Source organism: Enterococcus caccae ATCC BAA-1240, from assembly GCF_000407145.1.
GTDB lineage: Bacteria > Bacillota > Bacilli > Lactobacillales > Enterococcaceae > Enterococcus_L > Enterococcus_L caccae.
This window is the reverse complement of record NZ_KE136476.1, coordinates 37,962-57,302: the sequence shown is the minus strand read 5'-3', so window position 1 is coordinate 57,302 and position 19,341 is coordinate 37,962. Positions and strand designations below refer to the sequence as shown.

At 35.1% G+C, this 19,341-nt stretch carries 16 protein-coding genes; 2 read left to right on the top strand and 14 right to left on the bottom strand.

Features of this window, described 5'->3' with window-relative positions:
• Positions 1-13 precede the first annotated feature (13 nt).
• From I580_RS14785 to I580_RS14775, 3 genes are all read right to left on the bottom strand, one after another.
• Entirely contained in the window at positions 14-1,873 is a 1,860-nt protein-coding gene (locus I580_RS14785; protein ID WP_010770700.1) for a beta-glucoside-specific PTS transporter subunit IIABC, read from the bottom strand.
• Positions 1,874-1,877: 4 nt separating this feature from the next.
• Complete coding sequence (locus tag I580_RS14780) at positions 1,878-2,726, bottom strand: PRD domain-containing protein (protein WP_010770699.1); 849 nt, start codon at positions 2,724-2,726, stop codon at positions 1,878-1,880.
• Between the two features lie 203 nt (positions 2,727-2,929).
• Complete coding sequence (locus I580_RS14775; protein ID WP_010770698.1) at positions 2,930-4,378, bottom strand: glycoside hydrolase family 1 protein; 1,449 nt, start codon at positions 4,376-4,378, stop codon at positions 2,930-2,932.
• A 162-nt stretch (positions 4,379-4,540) separates the two neighbouring features.
• Between I580_RS14775 and I580_RS14770 the strand changes: the two genes are divergently transcribed.
• Together I580_RS14770 and I580_RS14765 are read left to right on the top strand one after the other, a co-directional pair.
• Positions 4,541-5,332, top strand: coding sequence for a MurR/RpiR family transcriptional regulator (locus I580_RS14770; protein ID WP_010770697.1), 792 nt, complete (start codon positions 4,541-4,543; stop codon positions 5,330-5,332).
• 44 nt (positions 5,333-5,376) lie between these two features.
• Positions 5,377-5,979 (top strand): hypothetical protein, encoded by a 603-nt coding sequence (locus I580_RS14765; protein WP_010770696.1) that lies wholly within the window; start codon positions 5,377-5,379, stop codon positions 5,977-5,979.
• Positions 5,980-6,106: 127 nt separating this feature from the next.
• Here the strand turns inward: I580_RS14765 and I580_RS14760 are convergent, their stop codons facing one another.
• The 11 genes from I580_RS14760 to I580_RS14710 all read right to left on the bottom strand — a co-directional run bounded on the left by I580_RS14760 (position 6,107) and on the right by I580_RS14710 (position 19,327).
• The gene (locus tag I580_RS14760) at positions 6,107-8,392 is read right to left on the bottom strand and encodes a glycosyl hydrolase family 18 protein (protein WP_010770694.1); all 2,286 of its coding nucleotides are present in this window, start codon (positions 8,390-8,392) and stop codon (positions 6,107-6,109) included.
• Positions 8,393-8,800: 408 nt separating this feature from the next.
• The gene (locus I580_RS14755; RefSeq protein WP_010770693.1) at positions 8,801-9,535 is read right to left on the bottom strand and encodes a hypothetical protein; all 735 of its coding nucleotides are present in this window, start codon (positions 9,533-9,535) and stop codon (positions 8,801-8,803) included.
• A 35-nt stretch (positions 9,536-9,570) separates the two neighbouring features.
• Positions 9,571-11,238, bottom strand: a complete 1,668-nt coding sequence (locus I580_RS14750) for a glycosyltransferase family protein (protein ID WP_010770692.1) — start codon at positions 11,236-11,238, stop codon at positions 9,571-9,573.
• A gap of 25 nt (positions 11,239-11,263) precedes the next feature.
• Positions 11,264-13,879, bottom strand: a complete 2,616-nt coding sequence (locus I580_RS14745) for a YfhO family protein (protein WP_010770691.1) — start codon at positions 13,877-13,879, stop codon at positions 11,264-11,266.
• A 69-nt stretch (positions 13,880-13,948) separates the two neighbouring features.
• Positions 13,949-14,650 (bottom strand): signal peptidase I, encoded by a 702-nt coding sequence (gene lepB, locus I580_RS14740; RefSeq protein ID WP_010770690.1) that lies wholly within the window; start codon positions 14,648-14,650, stop codon positions 13,949-13,951.
• Positions 14,651-14,674: 24 nt separating this feature from the next.
• Complete coding sequence (lepB, locus tag I580_RS14735; protein WP_010770689.1) at positions 14,675-15,433, bottom strand: signal peptidase I; 759 nt, start codon at positions 15,431-15,433, stop codon at positions 14,675-14,677.
• A gap of 41 nt (positions 15,434-15,474) precedes the next feature.
• On the bottom strand, positions 15,475-16,143 hold the full coding sequence (locus I580_RS14730; RefSeq protein ID WP_010770688.1) for a hypothetical protein: 669 nt from the start codon (positions 16,141-16,143) through the stop codon (positions 15,475-15,477).
• Between the two features lie 23 nt (positions 16,144-16,166).
• Entirely contained in the window at positions 16,167-17,258 is a 1,092-nt protein-coding gene (locus I580_RS14725; RefSeq protein WP_010770687.1) for a WxLIP family cell surface protein, read from the bottom strand.
• Positions 17,259-17,361: 103 nt separating this feature from the next.
• Positions 17,362-18,153, bottom strand: coding sequence for a WxL domain-containing protein (locus tag I580_RS14720; protein WP_010770686.1), 792 nt, complete (start codon positions 18,151-18,153; stop codon positions 17,362-17,364).
• A gap of 30 nt (positions 18,154-18,183) precedes the next feature.
• On the bottom strand, positions 18,184-18,987 hold the full coding sequence (locus I580_RS14715; RefSeq protein WP_010770685.1) for a WxL domain-containing protein: 804 nt from the start codon (positions 18,985-18,987) through the stop codon (positions 18,184-18,186).
• A complete protein-coding gene (locus I580_RS14710; protein WP_010770684.1) occupies positions 18,980-19,327 on the bottom strand; it encodes an LPXTG cell wall anchor domain-containing protein in 348 nt (115 codons plus the stop codon). The genes I580_RS14715 and I580_RS14710 overlap by 8 nt, the downstream gene beginning before the upstream one ends.
• Between the last annotated feature and the right edge of the window lie 14 nt (positions 19,328-19,341).

Genomic DNA, 19,341 nt, shown 5'->3' with positions numbered 1-19,341 from the left:
GCTAAGCTAGACATTATAAAATAACAGTTAAGCATTCATCATCAGCAACCACATTTTCTCGTGCTACTGGAACCACATCTAGATAGTCCATAGTATTTGTAATAACCACAATCACTGTTGGATCATACCCTTTTGTTTGAATTTCTGCAAAATCAACAGTTGATAGTAATTGGCCTTGTTTTACACTATCCCCTTGTGAAACGATCGTATCAAAATATTTTCCATCAAGTTCAACGGTATCAATGCCGATGTGGATCAATACCTCTACTCCTTGCTCCGTTTTGATACCGATTGCATGTTTCGTTGGAAAGACAGCTGACACTTCTCCTGAGACTGGTGCAACGATTCGATTATCACTTGGAATAATACCTAACCCTTTCCCTAATGCGCCTGTTGAAAAGGCTTGATCCTTGATTTCACTCAAAGGAACTATCTTTCCCTCTACAACTGAAGCAAGTGGGACCTTCTTTAAGGTAGCTAGCTTAGCTTGATCGTTTTCATTAAGCGATTCTTTTTTCTGTCCTTCTTTTTCTTCTTGGGGAATTCCTAAAATGTATGCTGCAATTGCCGCTGTAACAAAACCAACTACAACACTGATGATCATAAAAACCAAGTTAGAGAAATCTTGATTATCTGCATAAGATGGTAACCCCATCAATCCCCAAACGATAGAATATGTTTTGACATTCATTAATCCTGCAAACAATCCTCCGATTCCGCCTCCGATCATGACTGCTACGAACGGTCTTCTATATTTAATAAACACACCATAAATAGCTGGTTCCGTGACCCCCATCAAAGCACTGAAACTAACTGTTCCAAATAATTGTTTTTGTTTAGAATCCTTTGCTCTTAAGAAATAGCCCAACATCGCACCAGATACTGCTAAATCAGATATCGTCGCTGCCGCTAAGAAGATTGGATCATAGCCCATTTTATTCACAAAATTCAACGCTAATGGCATCATAAAGTTCCCTGCACCCAGCATAATTAAGAATGGTTGAAGTGCCGCATATAACATCACAACGATCCAACTGCCAAACGTGTTATGCAAAACTTCAAAGAACCAGCCAATACCATCACCGATCCAAATACCGATCGGCCCAAAAATCAATAACGTCACTGGCAGACAAATCACCATGATTAGTAGCGGATTTAAAAAATACTGCAAAAACTTAGGAACATATTTCTTTAATAATACCGTTAATTGTCCCATAAACCAAACGGCTAAAATAATAGGAATAAAGGAGTTTGCATAAACCATCTGCGGCAATTGAATACCAAAAATGCTTAGGCCTGCTACGTCATTGATTGAGCTTGAAACAAGTGTTGCAGCTAATGCCACAGCTAAATAGGGACTTGCTTTTAAGCGTTTTGCACAAGACATTGCAATCAAAATAGGTAAAAAGAAGAATACGGCTGAACGAATCGAATCTAATAATTGATAAGTTGGGCTGTCTGCTGAAATTAGTCCTGTAATTGAAAATAAGGATAAAAATCCAGCTAACAATCCAGAGGCAATAATTGGTTCGATTACTGGTGTCATTGTTTCAGAAAGTAGATCCATTGCTGCTTTCAGCGGATTTTTTTTCTCGTTTACTTCGGTCTCCTCATTTGAATTTGGTGCAATTCCCAGCATACTAATCAATTCGGCATGCACTTCACTAACATGAGTACCAATAATAACTTGATACGCTACATTATTGGAAACAACATCGATCACACCATCGAGCGCTTTTAGTTCTTCTGTCTTCGCTTTTGAACGATCTTTTAGGGTAAAACGCAAGCGAGTCATACAGTGAACGACTGCTTGAATATTGTCTTTTCCACCTATCAGGCGGATGATTTCTTCATTGAATGATTGATATTTCATTGTCTTATGTCCTCTCTTTTTGACTCCGATTCGTCACTCGATGGATATGGAGCATAAGATAGGTTTCTTCATCGACCGTTAGATCACAGGCATACTTTTGCTGAATATAAACCCTGATTTTCTGCACACATTCAAACGAATCGTTGTACATCAACTTGATTTGTTCGTTCAAGATCGTGTCACTTTCTTCATCACTATTTTTAGTCATGATTCGTTGAATAAAATATTGCAAATGGGTCATCAGCCTCATATAATTCATAGAGCCTTCGTCTAACTTGATTTGAAAATGGTACTGAATGATCGATAAGATATCTCTTAAACTTTCCATCGAACGGATCGTTTCGTCTAGATTATTCTTATCCTCTTGCAGATTGACAAAGTGTAACGCAATCGAAACAGCTTCATCTTCTGGAAATGTCAGTTGAAATTGTTCATTGATCAAGTTCAATGCATACATGCCAATGTCAAAATGTTGTGGATAAAATTTCTTTACTTCCCAAGTCAATGGGCTGCGAATAAATTGTCCTTTGGCTGCACGTTTCAATGCAAATTCAATGTGATCCAGTAAGGTCAAACTCAAATAATCATTTGATTGTTCACTTAACTTTTCTTCTCCGTAAGCAATGATTTGGTTAATTAAAGTAATGTGATTAGCATCTGAATGAGACAGCAAATAACTAAAATGTTCTAGCATATCATTTGAATCTAAAACATAGGTCTTTTCGATTTCATTTTCATGAATCACTTGTCCCACTTTTTTTCTAAAAGCCAATCCTTTGGCATAAACAATGACCTCATTATCTCCTCTGCTTACGATCGCTACATTGTTGTTTAAAATTTGACTTACTTTCACTTGATTTACTCCTTTCCAGAAAAAAAACTCAAATTACCCAGGAAAGGACATTCCTAGGTAATTTGAGTTCTGCCTGCTTTAATCAGTAACATACTCTATAAAATGACTGCTTCGTCATTCATGTTTTTTTTCTTGTTTTTAGTATAATGCATTCTAACTCAAGATGCAACGCTTTCATAAGATTTACGTTTAGGGACAATCGTTTAGCTTAGGTCTGCTCCATTTGTTTCAATTACTTTCTTATACCAATAGAATGAGTCTTTGCGAGAACGGTCTAATGTTCCTTTGCCTTCATCATCTAAATCAACATAAATAAACCCATAGCGTTTTGACATTTCACTTGTACTTGCGCTGACTAAATCAATACAGCCCCATGGTGTGTACCCCATCAAATCCACACCTTCATCAATCGCTTGTTCCATTTGTTCGATGTGGCTTCTTAGATAGTCAATACGATAACTATCATGAATGCTGCCATCTGATTCGACCACATCTTTTGCGCCTAAGCCATTTTCCACGATAAATAATGGCACTTGATACCGATCATATAATTTATGCAATGTAACCCGAAGTCCAACAGGATCAATTTGCCAGCCCCAATCACTCGCTTCTAAATACGGATTTTTCTTAGAGCCAAGAAGATTTCCACCTGTCGTATCTCCCTCTTTTTTGTGAGATGCGATACTACTCATATAGTAGCTGAACGACATAAAATCAACGGTTCCTTCACGTAAAATTTGTTCATCAGCAGCATCTTTTTTGATTGTAATATTATGGTCGCGGAAGAATTTGTTCATGTAGCTTGGATAATATCCACGAATTTGAACATCTGAATAAAATAAATTATAATGGTCGCTATTCACACTTTCCATTACATCTAAAGGATTACACGTTTCTGGATAAGCTTCCATTCTCGCTAACATACAGCCGATTTGCGCATCTGGAATAATCTCATGGCAAGCTTTAACGGCTAAGGCACTTGCGATAAATTGATGGTGAGCTGCTTGGTACTGCGCTTGCAACATATTTTTTTCACCATCTGCTAAAATACCACCACTTAAATAACCCGTCATTCCGATGATATTGATTTCATTAAATGTTAGCCAATACTTCACTTTATCTTTATAGCGATTGAAAAGGACACGAGCATATCGTTCAAACGCTTCAATCGTTTCACGGCTTTCCCAACCATTTTGTTTAAACGCTAAACCTAAAGGAAATTCATAATGTGAAATTGTCACTAAAGGTTCAATATTATATTTCAGACATTCATCAAAAACCGCATCATAAAATGCTAAACCTGCTTCATTTGGTTCTAGCTCGTCACCATTTGGAAAAATGCGGGGCCAAGAAATCGACAAACGAAATGTTTTAAAACCCATTTCAGCAAATAATGCGATATCTTCTTTGTAACGATGATAAAAATCGATCCCATGACGTTTCGGATAAACCCCTTCTTTATCATTCATTGCAAATTCTATATCCGCTCTTGTTGTTGGTTTTAATAATTCCGTCATGCTTATGCCATTTTCTTTAATGAATCGTGCTGTATCAGCTGTCGACCAACCTTTACCGTCTTCTAAAAATGCTCCTTCAAACTGATTAGCAGCCGTCGCACCGCCCCATAAAAAGTTCTGTGGAAATCCGCTCATATTTTCCCATCCTCTCGGTCATTGATTTAGTGTATAATTGATGTAACAACCTTATCTTAACATGAGAACAAGTTGCGTTATTTTTATATTTTAAGGGTTATTTTCATTATTTGTCCCCATTTTCATATTTGTGAAAATGAACCTTTGCAAAGGAGTTTTTTGATGCTTGATTTATTTGATTTTCTCCATTATTTAAACACAACTAAACGAGATGCGACGTATTCACGAATCATCATCTATCTCTTTAACCATTTAAATGAAATACAAACACTGACCATCACTGAAATTGCAGAACGCTGTTTTGTTTCACCTGCAACTCTTACACGTTTTTGCCATCATTTTGGCTTATCTAACTTTGCTTCTTTAAGAGAATCTCTGATTGTTTTAGGAACGATGAAAAAGCATAGTGGTTTGCGGATGAAAGAACAAGAGCTAATTGATCTTAAAGATGATCCAAAAAGCTACCTTACTTCTTATGGAGCAGAAATCATCACAGCAGTAAACGATGTCTTAACAACAATCGATATTGAGCAGGTCGATCATTTATTAGCTGATATCCACCAAGCAGATGAAGTGATTCTGATTGGTTACAGTTCCACACTTGAGCTGGCAAAAGATTTGCAACTTTCTTTTCTCCTAAACCAAAAGCTGGTTTTTGTTGGAGAAACAGTAGAAACGCAACAAGCCTTTGTAGAAGAACTGAGTGAAAAGTCGGTCGTGATCGTCATTTCATCTTATGGCTCATTACTCAATCGAAGTAGTGAACTGATGAGAAAAATCAGTGATAGTCCAGCCAAATCGATTCTTTTAACACAGCATACACAAAATACACTGACGAACCAATTCGACCTATCCATGAATGTTACGACAACAAACTATGTCCGCATCGGGAATTATCCTTTGACGTTTTTCCTGGATTACTTTGTTAGGCGATACACCAGTCTATATCAGTAAAACAGCTTTGATACATTGATAAATATAAACAAGAGGAGCAAGATATGGGATTATTTGATTTTTTTAAACAAAAAGAACCAAAGGAGATTATTGACTTAAATAAAGAACTTGCAAAAATCGTGGCTATTTATGAAACTTATTCAGAATTTCCAGTGATGTCTGCAGACCGAAATATCGATGACTGGCTAAAATCTATTGCTCTGGGTACAACTAAAATTGTGCCAAAGGAAAGGATGGTCCGCAATGAGGACGGTTTGTTGCCAGGCGAAGTAATCTTACTGGATTGGCTTGCTGAAAAAGATTCCGCCATTCCCGTTTTTCCAGAATTCTTTGAAATGGAGTTAGGAATTGATCCTGTAGAAGCTACAAATGAGTTATTGTTTGCTGATTATCTAGATATTTTAAATGATGCTTCAGTTATTGATTACTGGTCTTTATTTCAATTGAACAAAGTGTTTGAAGAAAATGGCTTGAAGAAATGTGATACTAAAGAGCAGGCAACTCAACTGCTAAATAAAGAGTTTACAAATGATTATATCGCAGATATGGTCAATCCTGGAATCTATGTTTTAAAGCCAAAAGGACAAGCGATTGTTGAAAAATATGCACATTTTATTCATGATTATTTAGATACACCACCAGAATAAAAGAAAGGGTGTGAGACAAAAGTAAAAATCACTTTTGTTTCACACCCTAAATGCGAATAAATGATGGAATCAGAAACAATCCCTTCGAAAATAAGTTGGACTCTTTTGTCTTGACCTCTTTCTCTTTTTATCCCACTAATTCCCAAGGACCCCATTGTTCTGTTCCAGGTACGTTACCTTGAGTCCACCATTTTGCTTTGTAGGTCTTACCTTGATATGTCACAATATCCCCGCCATTATACGCTTTAGATGCATCCCATTCATTAGTTACAGGCGGTGTTGTACTTTCTTTTGTTTTTACTGAAACCACATTACTATCTGCTGAAAGATTGCCCGCAGCATCATACGCTTTTACAGTATAATTGTATGTCGTGTTGGCTTTTAAACTGGTATCTGTATAGGTTGTATTCGTAACAGTTCCTACTAAAATGCCATCCCGGTATACTTTGTAACCTGCTAGCTTCACGTTATCTGTTGATGCTGACCAACTTAATACGGCACTAGTATCCGTAATCGTTCCTGCCACTAGATTTCCTGGTATCGTTGGTGGTGTTGTATCTGTTGGATCTGGATTGACAGCGCCGCCACCATAGATTGTTTGTTTACCAAGTTCCGCACCATTTTTTGCGATTCGTTGCGTCAATACTATACTGCTGATTCGATTTACATCAACGGTTGCAGCATTCGATTTCAATCTAAATGTATAACTTGTGCCTTGCGGAATTTGTTGTGCATCATAAACAGATGATAGATCAACCACAACATTGCTCCCTTCAACGGTAACAGTTCCAGCTTTATAGTCGCCAGCAGTCAGCGTTTCGGCTGCATTGACTGGAATGTACAATTTAGGTAATTTTACTGTTTCAAAGGCCGCTTCAACGGCTTTTAGCACATCACCTGTTTCACCTGAAGTTTCATTGTTTTTAACTGTGATTTCATAGCCAGCGCCATTTTCATTGTAGGGTACGATTGTCGCTTTGACATTTAAATCAGCATAAATCGTTTTATTGGCTGGCAAGTTAGCTGAGCCAAATAAACCTGTTTTGATTGCTTTCGTTAATTCGTCACGCTTCGTCGTATCGGTCGCTTTATCTTGTGACTGCATCCATGAAATCACGCCGCCTAATTGATTATTTTTCACATATTCTGCTTTGTAACTAATCGAGCGCGGATTATCATAGGTATAAAACTCACCTGTTGTTTGATTATACATGTAAGGCGCTTTTGCTACATCATCCCAATATTCTTTTAAGCCTGGTGATTTTACTTTAAGATCTGCAATATTACGATACGGCCAAACACCGCCTGCACGACCTCCATCGCCTGATTTTAAGGGATTTTTATTATTCGCACCATAAGTTGGTGATAAATCAGCATCCTTATTATTTTTTTCTGCCGCTTGGAATAATCCTGGATGAGCAGTATCTGTTCCAGCAGCTACTTTATTCCAACCACGAGTATAAAAGGCTGCACCAATCACAATTTTATTAGACGGCGCACCATTTGTTTTTAAATAGTTGACTGTTTGATCTACTGAAAATCCACTAGCATAATTAGGATCTACAGGATTGCCATATAATGCACTATGATGCGCACTATTTGGTGTCCAGGCCCCATTCATGTCATACGTCATCACGTTAGCAAAATCGATCACTTTAAATAATTCTGCAACATCCACACCATTTTTCAAGGTGTTTTGTGAAGCAGGCAATGCAACGGATAGCTCGTAGTTTTTGCCTAACTCTTTTCCTTGTTTATCGATGGCGGTCCGAATATCTTGTAATAGTGTGATAAAATTTTGTTTATCCGCAGGTTTGGCATGCGGTGTTCCTTCATCGTTTGTGTTGTCCACTTTATCTGGTTCACGAACAGAAGCAGGGTATTCCCAGTCCAAATCAACGAAATCCATATTAGTATACTTAATGAATTTAGCGATATTGCTGACAAAATTAGCTCTAGTCGTCGGATTAGCTGCGACATCTGAGAAATCACCTGATTTTGACCAGCCGCCGATTGAAATACCAATTTTTAAGTTAGGATTTTTTGCACGTATATCTTGAATTGCATTTAAAACTCCTGCGCTAGCGCTATTCCACTGAACGCCTTCTTGCCCGACAGGTGCGCCCACTGCTGCATCTTTATCCGTAAATTTTAAATTGCCGCTACTATCAAAATCTAAAAATGCATAGTTTAAATGAGTCAATTGATTCGCTGGAATATCTTTAGGATAAAAATTATCTTCTCCCCCCCATATAGACCAGTCCCCATAATACATGACGTTACGATAAGTAGAAGATTCCACCGCTTCAACAGAATGATTGGGAACAAACATAGATAAAGATAAAACTAAACTAGAAACAATAAGTACGGCAACTGATAAAACGTTTACATTTTTTCTAAACACTTTTTTCAAATTTTCCACCTCGACTTAAGTTTTATATTCTTTATAGGACAATTAAAAACTGACACTAAGCTTATCTTTTCATCTCCTTCCTGCTTTCATCATTTGTCAGTGGGATTACCTTTATTTCTACCATTAGAATAAAACAAATTGTAAGTAATTGCTACTAATAACCATGATATCCAAAACCTTTTTTATTGTAGCCAAACAGATAGAAGCACTGGCACTACTACTTCCTTATTTTCCAGAAGTTGGGTAACTGAAACAAACGTGAGTGGGACATAACTCTTCGAGTCATATCCCACTCACGTGGAATCCTGATAAACGGTAGATAATTTACGTACAATTTTTAGGGCGCACATCATTCTGTCACATCCTCGTTTTTCTACAAGGAATGTCTTCTTTTTTCATACAGTTTGCTTAATCACTATAATCCGTGATACTCATCTCTAACTCACATACTTCACCTGTTGAGTTAAAAACAACTTGGATAATCCGACCAATTGTTTTATCTTTAACAGCTTTTCTTGAATCATCGTATATCCTAATCGTTTTGTACGCTAATTCATCTTTAGGTTTCTTTATTGTTTCTTGATATTTTTTGATTACTTTTTCTGAATCAACTATTTTCATTGTCTTACTTTCTTTTTGTAAAAGAAGTTCAATTCCCTCTTTAGTCTTTTCACTCGCTATTTTTTCACCAATGATGATTAAACTTTGACGACGTAATTTGTTTTCTTTTTTCTTGGCATCAAATTTGTAGATAGCTTCTAAACTGCCATAAATAGCAAGATTCTCTTCTGCTTTTTGATATTCCATAAAAGTATGCATGATCAGTTCTTGATCAGAACCTTTAACACGATAGATAGGTTCATTCCATTGGTATTCTTTATTGGAGAACGCTTCTTTTGTATTCTTTATGGATGACATATAAAAATCTGTAACAGAAATATCATAGTTTTCTTTCATAAGTTTCTTTGCTTCTTCTTCAGAAACCTCCGGAAAACTAACCAAGCTAAAGGGCTTATCTTGTTTTTTAGACCATGATAAACTTGCCTCCTCATTAGACAAAGGTTTCCCTTGATCTGTTTTAGCACATCCAGAAATCAGTATCAGCATTGTTATTACTAAACTTATTGCCTTAATTTTTTTCATTTCATTCCTCCAAACTTTCTGACCTATTTAATTGCTTAACTCCTCATATTATTCTTCTCTTCAAGTAATTGTCGCTTCCTTAAGAAAAGGACACTTGAGACCACAATTAGGACAACGGCAGGTATTTTAGCTATTTTTTGAATCTTAGTCCCTGTGTAGCTGATTGCTAATTGTCCTTTTCCTTTTACTACAACTTCACTCAAGCCAACATTTTCCTTACTATTTTGTAATCCCCTAACTAACGGATCGCCTGTTGAATTGACTGTATATCCTTTATAGAAGGTTAATGGAAAAGTAAGTGTTGTCTCTTCAGGTGCGTCGTAATCTAAACGAATAAAATCGTAACCACGCTTCAGATTGGTCAACTTAATCTTTTTCGATCCTGCCCGCATGTTGTGAGGATTGTTAATGAATCGGTCAAAATCCATATTAATCGGTAAATATTCTTTTCCATTTCCCAATGCAGCTGGATTAGGATTTTCAAAATCCTTATGCAGAAATTTTTTTTCCTCCTTTGCATTCATTTGATATGAAATCGATTGAATGATCATAAAAAGAAATACAATGATACTCACAAATTTTACGCTTTTTTTAGGTAATAATTGATCCAAGCTATCCGCTAATGCCCAACAAATAACAGTTGAAATGATCATAAAATATCGCCATGTAAACTGTATCGTATTTAGTAATGTGTTGTGAAAAAGAGCATGGGGAAAGGAATCAGTTGTTACAAATAGAAAGATACTTCCAATAATAAGCATTTGTTTGCTTGTAGTGGTTATTTTTTTTAAACATAAAATTAAATACCCTATTGAACTAAATATAAATATACCTAAATTATTAAAGCCTGTATTATTTATACTAATATTTATATATTCAAATAAACTACTCGCACTATTTTGTAAGTAGAAAATTGGTTTTGTCTGAACATTTAACCGCTGATACATCAGCTGTTCTAGTAGTGGAAACAGTACTGGTGATACTAGAATAATCGTCAGCGCTATAGATAATAGAAAATAGCTGATACGCTGTTTCTCATTTACTAATTTTCTGATATTTAAAAGGAAATACAGCCCTATAAACATGGAAAAAATAACTGTTGACAATAAATGAGCATAAAAAATTCCTGCCATACCAATCCCCAAAAAGAAAAACTTCCGATAATCTCCTTGGACAATCTGTATTATTCCCAAAATAACAACTGGAAGAAACAAAAAGGCTAACGTTTCTCCCAACGCCCCTCGAACGATCACATCACATAGACGATAGGAAGCTAAGCCGTAAATCACAGCAAAGAATAAACTTTTTATTTTATTTTTCGACCCATATAAAAATGAATAATAGCTCGAAACAAAAGTCAAAAAGTTGATTAAAATCATATATAGTATATAACTTTGAGTTATAGTGAAACCAACAACTCTAAATAGAGCTGCTGGATATAAAAAGAGATCTGGGTAAAAAATACTTGAAGCGTATCCCATACCAAAAAGAAAATAGTAATTGATCTTAGGAAAATAATCCCCTTGCCGAATTGCCCTACTTAACCCTTCAATCCTCCCCATATGAAAAACAACATCATCTCCTGCATAAAGTTTTCCATTTGAAATGAATGTAAAATAGATGCACAGAATACTCAAAAAAAGAAACATCATATACAAAAGCCAACTAGGATACTCACTTACATTTCGTTTCAACCGCCACATCAATTTTTCACCATTCCTAACTAAATCAAGATTTAAAGTAGTGACTCTTTCTATTCAGATAGACTACATAACCAATAAACAAGCTTATACCACTTACAAATAACACAGCTCCTATTAAAAAGCCTTGCGGCAAAAAGACCAATTCTAATGTGTGTTTCCCTTTTGGAACTGGAATTGCTAAAAAAGCATCTTTAAAGGTTGGAATCTCTACCTCCTTATCGTCTACGTATGCTTTCCAGCCTTTATCATAAGGAATAGTCGTAAAGATGACTTGCTCTTCTTTGGTATCGATTTTAGCAATCGCTTTTCGACCTTTCATTTTGAAATCTATCGCTTTTTCTTTAATTTTATCTAATGTTGCTTGATATTTTGTTATATCCAAATGTGCAGCATCTGGTTTAATAAAACTAATTGAATCAAAATCTTTTCTGTTATCGCGTGGATATAAGTAAAATAATGCCTTTACCTTCACTTTTGTTGCCTTTTCATAATAACCAATATTAAAAAATTGCCCGCTTTTTCGATATTCTGTTACATGAGAATTCTCCCCAACATCAAGTCGAAGCATTGCATCAACACTTTTGTTAAATTGAACAGGATACAAAGAAATATACGACTGCGTTTTTGCAGGAACATCAACTTCCCAAATAAGCTCGATTGGATCTTCTGTATCTAAAGCTCTATACTCCACATCATTTCCCGACTCAGAAATTTCTACATTTTTAGAATCGACAAGAGCTATTTCATCAACAGAGAAAAACGAATCCTTCATGCCAGATAATTGATTATATAAATCTATTTGAGTTTGAACAGCGTTTGGTAAGAAGATGTCTTCATTTGTATAAATGCCTAAAGGTAGTGTTTCTTTGTTTTCGTAGAGAGAATATTCGCCTTCTGTTGCAATTTTCTCAAAACCATATTTCATTGGGTCTGTTTTATCGATGATATATTTTATCCCCAGTAAGGAATCCATCAACAAAGTATTATTCTCATATCGAATAGATAAATTGGTTCCTACTGAAAAGAATCCTAATTCAGACAAGTATTCTGATGAATGCCTGTTACGAATTGAAGAGAACATCCCAACACCTGCGTAACCATAATTAAAGCTATCATTGATCGTCAATTGCGAAAGGTTTTCCATCCGATAAAAATTAGTATTTCGCTCATCCGCCTTATCAACTAATGTACGAATCGGCCGATACGCTTTTTCATAGCTACCACTTTTAGGGTAACGCCATTCTAATGACATACCATTAATAATTCCTTTTGAATTTAGTGACGCCTCAAGGACCACTATTAAAACAAACAGCACCGCCATAAAATGACTCTGTTTTCTTTTCTTAAAGAAGAAATAATTCATAAGTAGATAGACAATCAGAAAAATGATCGTTCCAATAATTGAGACTACAGAAATATACGTGTAGTGTAATTTCTCGCCAAAGATACTGACTAAAATAACGCATGTGATCATCCCGATAATTAGATTGACCATCCTATTAAAATCTGATTCGGCTAATTTTTCCCAACTGTAACCTGCAACCATTAATAGCAAAAACGAAAATAAAAAACTAAATCTGAATAAAAACATATTCGGAGAATGAAAACCATGCCAAAATAAATTCAGCGGTTCAAAATAAAAACTCAAAATCAAAATCAAAAATAGTGAGCCATACGCAATCTTATTTCTTATAGATACTTTTTTGGACATAAAATATAACAAACATAAAATCAAAGGAAATAATCCTATATAAATAAAAGGAATTGTTCCATATTTGGTGGAATCGTATATACCAATCATATTTTTTACAATAATATCTAGAACTCCTGTTGAAGCCGTTTTGATTGTTTTGATTTTACTTAGTTCTTCACCATTATTCCTTATATCCAACAACATAGGTAAAATAATAATCATTGAAGCTAATCCTGAAAGCACTGATGTAATCAAATACATTACACTATTGTTTAGATACTCTTTTTTGTTTATATATAAGCGAGCAATAAAATAGAGAACAGTAAAAATACCAATCATAAAACTCATATAAAAATTCGACAAAAATAATAAGAGGTAGGTAACAAATAAAACAATCGGTTTCTTTTTCTCTATTATACGATCGATCCCTAACACTACTAATGGTAAATAAATAAGAGCATCAATCCACATAACAATTTCTGCATGGGCAACTAGAAAACTCATTTGAGCATACATAATACTTAATATAAGTTGCTGCCAAGCCTTAAGAGTGAATGTCTGTTGTGCGTATAGCCAAAAAGAGACACCCATCGAGCCGATTTTTAATAACGTAAGAAAATAGAAAAACTCTGGAATAGATTGATTATCAAAAAAATAAACAAGAGGTGTAAATATTCCGCCTAAATAATACGAAATCAAAGCCCAATAGTTTATTCCTAAAGAACCATACCAAGAATAAAAAATATTCTGTTTACCATGTAAAACATTATTAAAGCTAGCATGAAAATTAGAATACTGTGAAAAGGCATCACTTACAAGAATACTCTTTGGACCACCAGGATAAACACCTACACTATAATAAACCACTACCATAATCATAATAGGTACGATAAAACTACTAAGTAGAAAGAACCCATTTTTCTGTATATAGTTCAATATTTTTTTCATTCTTTAAACCTCATCTTAAAATTTTAAAAAAGAAGGACACCGTTTTTGCGTATCCTTCTACTTGTATTACTATTTCACTGCGCCAAACTGATTTAATGGAAAATAACGGAGAACCATCACTCCTTCAATTTGATCAGAAGAAACCAAGCCAAACTGACGACTATCATTAGAATGATTGCGATTATCACCTAAAACAAAATAGTTTCCTTCTGGAATAATTTGTAGTGACCTCATTTCATCATATGCTTCTTTTGCTAAATTGATTTTCACTGTTCCATCTGGTAAATCTACAGCACCTATTTGATTCCCATTATATGGAATTGTGGTTTCATCAGAGATTTGATGATTAATAAAAAGAAACCCTCTATCTGTCCAAATCGTATCTCCCGGTAAACCAATCACACGTTTTACATAAGATTCTTTCGGTTTTCCTTGCGGTGCAAAAGTGATGATATCATATCTTTCGGGTTTCTTTTTTTTACTCACTAATATGTAGTCATGATGATTCAGCGTTGGATTCATCGATTGCCCCTCAACCATATGTGCTTTCATTTTAATCAAAAACAGCAAGCAAAAAACAGCAAAAAGAAAAAAGAACCCATTTGAGACTATCTTGAATACCCTTTTTACTTTTTTTAATTGTTTTTCAGCTTCTCGTTCGCTTCTTTTACGATTGGGTTTATGAACTAATCCATTTCTATTCCTTTTGACTTTTTTTACTGCTTGTTTATACTTTAAATTTCTTTTCCCTAATGAATATTCTTCATTCATACTCTCTCTCAAAACTTTCTCTATTTAATACCTCATCATTTTATGGAAAGGCATTAATCTCATTTGAACAACTCCGATGATATCTTTTTCGTCAATCAATCCATAATACCGGCTATCAGAAGAATATTTTCGGTTATCTCCAAGGACTAAGTATTTACCCTTTGGAATTGTAGACTGTCCCGTCAAATGCCTAACATTAAAGTCATCTGTTAAAACTATTCCAGTTTGTTTAGCATCATATAATGATTTTGCTAAATACGTTTCTATTTTTTCATTATTATTCACAAACAATTTATCATTTTTATAAAAGACCTCTTCTCCAGGCAAGCCAATAACTCTTCTAACAGATTTCTCTTTATTGTTCGGAACATTAAAATAGACAAGTCTGTAACGTCTGATTTGGGCTAGTTTATTCACGTAAACTGTATCCCCTTCATTGACTGTTGGATCCATCGAGTAACCTTCAAATTTGGCAATTGTAAACGTTGGTACAGAAACGAGATACAAGATTCCACTCGTTACAAAAATAGTTAAAGCTATCTCTATTAGTAATCGTCTAAGTCGCTTTTTCTTTATTTTTTTTCTTTTCAGCTTTTTCTTTTTTTGAGTATTCTTTTTTTTAGGTGGTTTTAAATGAGTCTGCGGCACCTTACTTCGTTTGGATCTTTTTTTTGCTTCTGGTTGAGGTTTCTGAGATCTTGGAGGGGAGATTTTTTTTTTCGTTAGCTGCTTCTTTTTTTTCTTTGTTCTATTGCTACTCTTTTTTCCCTTGATTAGACTCATAATAGGACCCCTCCTTTGTCCATAACCTCTCTCTGGTATCCTTATTTCCTCTTTTTCAAGGCGTCTTCATTTACTTTAAAATAGCTAAATACTTTTTTTTGTTGTGTCTTTGCTTTTTTTATATCATTTGTAAATTCCTCTAATCTCTGCTCATTATCAAGAAATTCCTTTGGTTGGTTGTTTAAATTAACCCCTAACTCTTTCATCAGCTGATACATTCTAGTTAGTGTACTTTGACCTTCTACCGATAATCGAACATCAGCCATTCGAGCACCATAGCTAGTAAGTCGTCCCGCTAGTTCTATGATATTTTTTGATATTTTTGCTTTATTTTCACTTGTTGATGCAGCTTGAAGTTGTTCTTCTATGTTATTGATTAAATAATAACCTTGTACAATTGCTTCAGAATCCCTTTGGCTTAAATGCGTTTGCTGGTAATGTCTTGAATAAAATGAACCTGCCATAAACAGAGCGCCACAAAAAAACATTACTACAGCTGTTACTAACTGCGACTTACTTTTTCGCTTCAGAAAAATAATTTCTTTTTTACGTCTTTTTTGTTTCTTTTCGTTACGTAACTTCTTTTTCTTCCTTAATTCAGTCATTCTTTGCTTCGTGGAAACAGATAACAGGATGAACACTAATACAAAAACTAAACAGAGGCTAGCAATTGACAATAACCCAATGAACAGCCAGTCTAAAACACTCATTTATCGGTTCCTCCTTACCTCTGTTACTTTTTTTTATTCGCTTTTGAAGAGTTCTTTCTTTTTCCTTTACCACTTTTCTTATTGAATGCCTGAATTGCAAAGAAAACAATCAGTCCCAGTGTTACTACTCCACCAACACACATTGCAATTAGTTTCCAATCAAAGCTGGCCTCTTGTAACAAACTAACGTCTTGATCATTGAATTTATCTGCATCTTCGTCTGTTATTTTAAAATCTTCTAGCCATTCCCATTTTTTGTCTCCCCTAGCAGTTACCTTAATATGCGCTTGATAGTCACCAGGAATCATTTTTTCACCATTCATTGAAACAGCATAATTAATCATTGTATTAGGAGCCATCCGCATTCCTGCTTGTTTAGAATCATAAAGAACTTCTTTTGAGCCTTTTTTAGTGATTTGAGTTTCAAGTGTCATTTCTTCAAGAAATGCAGGATTTTCATTAGAATAATTAATAAAAATAGAATTTCGGAAATTACGCAACTCTGGATACACTTTATTAAGCTTTAAATTGGGCATAACTTCTGTGTCATTTTCTTTTAACACCATCGCAACTACATAAGCATAACGATTGATTACTGCGCCATCAGCTTTTTTTTCTTCCTCTTCATTTGGTTTCACCTGAATCTGAAATCCACCAACAATCTGTCCATCAAATTCGGTTGCTGGCATTGTAATCTCATAATCAACATCTATCGAAGATTTTGCTGGTATCGTTACTTCTTCTGGTCCTTTGACAATATCTGTAAATTTGTATTTTAAGGATGCGTCATCTTCAATCGTTGTTGGACCATATTCTATGACACCATTGCTGTTTGTTTTAGCACCATTTAGGCTTATCAAAATATCGATTGGCTTTTCTTCAGCATTGTTAAGTTTAATTTGTACTTTATGTTTTTCTCCTGGGCTAAGCTTTAAATCAAAATAATTCGCATCACTGACTTGTTTTTCTGATTTGACTGTTTCAAAACTAAACCCTCCCTTTGCTTCTTGATCCGTTCCTTTTGTTTTTTCAGTAGCAAATGCACTAGTGCTTGGAATTAGTAATAAACTTATGTATAAAACAAATTTAAAAAAGTGCGTTTTTTTCTTATTCATAAACTTTCCTCTCTAAAATTAGAAATAAGTGCACTGATTTTAGAATCAGTGAACTTATTTCAATCTTGTTTTACTTCAACTCAAATAAGTTGTCTCTATCTTATTAAGGATTTACACCAGCTGTGATTTCCCATAAAATTGTTGCAGAATATTTTCCTTTTAGTAAACTCAAGTTTTTTGGTACTTTCAAAGTAACTGCTTGTTCCGCGCTACCTTCAGCATCGGCTTCAATCTTTTTGTCTCCGAAAGAAATATCCCAGTATCCAGTTCCTTTTGTAGAATCACTATTTTTAAGAACAGGTACCGCTGCACCTGGCTCTTTTCCATCTTCTGCTGGTGCTAATTCAAAGGCTGTTTCTAACCCAACTGGCTTATATGCATCGTCAGCAGATGCTGAATGAATACGTGCTGTTTTATAGTGAATTTCAGCACCTTTCAAAATACCTTCAGTATTTACTTCATGAGTAAATTGCTTTTGTAGCTTAGCTGTTACTGTATATGAGTGATCTAATGTATCTGAACGTTTGTCCTTGAATTCAACAAAGTTTTCAGTAATAACTCCTGAAGGATCCTGATATTTCTGTACAGGAATATCTCTCATTTCATCTGCTGCACCTTGCTCAATAATTTTACTTTTATCGAATTGTAGTGGGCTAGCTCCTAAAATCTTTAAAGGACCTTTATCTGGATTAGGCTCTAAATCTAATTCACTTGAATCACCTGGAATATGTGGTTTGTCAGAAGAGGCATCTGTATCATCTTCAAATTCAACATTTCCTTGTCCATTGTATTGTGTTGCTGTTCCATTGTCCGCTTTTGTTGCATTTGGCATTGCCACTGCTACTCCGACAACTGCTAATAATGCAGCGCCGCATAATTTGTGTGTTAATTTCATTTGTGTTTCCTCCTAGTTTTTGTGTTTTATTTATGGCAACTCGGCTAATATCCAAGTTAACACCGTTTTGTAAGATACCGGATCGATTTTAGTTACTCCTGGTATAGATAAAGTGACAGCACTATTTTCAACAATCTGCTTATTTTCAAAATTTGGATCTAAAACAGGATTGCCTTGACTGTCCACTTTGGGTTTCAATGTACTTTTTTTACCACTGGGGTTGCTATCTGATGCCCCAAAAATAATACTCCAAGTCCCTTTACCATGATCGTTATTCGCTTTTGCTAACTGATAGGTTTCACCAATATTATCAATCCGGATGATTTCTTTGGAGACTTCTGGCGCTTTATTTAAATCACCAGTAGTATTTACCCATGATTTATCAAAAGATAGCATCGCTCCATCTAATTCATTGAATAGTGTGTCGTTATTTTTAAATTGTGTTTCTTGTCGAACTTGAAGAGTCCAACCTGCCGCGTTGGGACGAAAATCCGAGACTTGAATAAAATTTCCTCTAGCTTCAGTATCTCCATGAAATAATTGTCCATTTACAGGATAGATTTTATCTTCTGTTGAAATCTTGTTACTCCCAAAGTGAAGCTGAGGAACAAAATCAATTCTAAGGTTGCCATCCGTCTTCGGACTGGTTCCTGGGTCGACAGTCTGATCAGGATTTTCAGGATCTACAACAACTTGTTTGTATTCACCATCAAACTCAACAGTACCGTTGGCTAAATATGCGCTACTTTCAGCGTAACTTGTCTTAGACATCAGAAAACCACTACCAAAAGACAGAAGAACTAAAGTTGATAAGGTGAGGACTTTTTTATTCATGTTCTCTCGCCTTCCTTTCATTCTCCTTTTTACGCTTCCAAAGAAATAAAATTCCTACAATCAGTATTAAAGCCATCCCACTGATTCCCAAACTTTTTATCACTAATTCACCCGTAGAAGGATATCTGCCTTTTGGCTTTTCGATAACAGATGATGTAGAATCACTATCAGATGGCGGTTTACTAGAATCTTTGATGGGTTCTTCTTCAAAAAAAGAAATTTCACCATCCGTATTTACCGCTCCTCCTTCGTCTGCATAGCCTTGTATAGATCTACCTACTCCTAGTAAGGAAAATAAAACTACGGTCATAATCAAATAAATTACTTTTTTTCTTTCCATCTTATTTTCCCTCC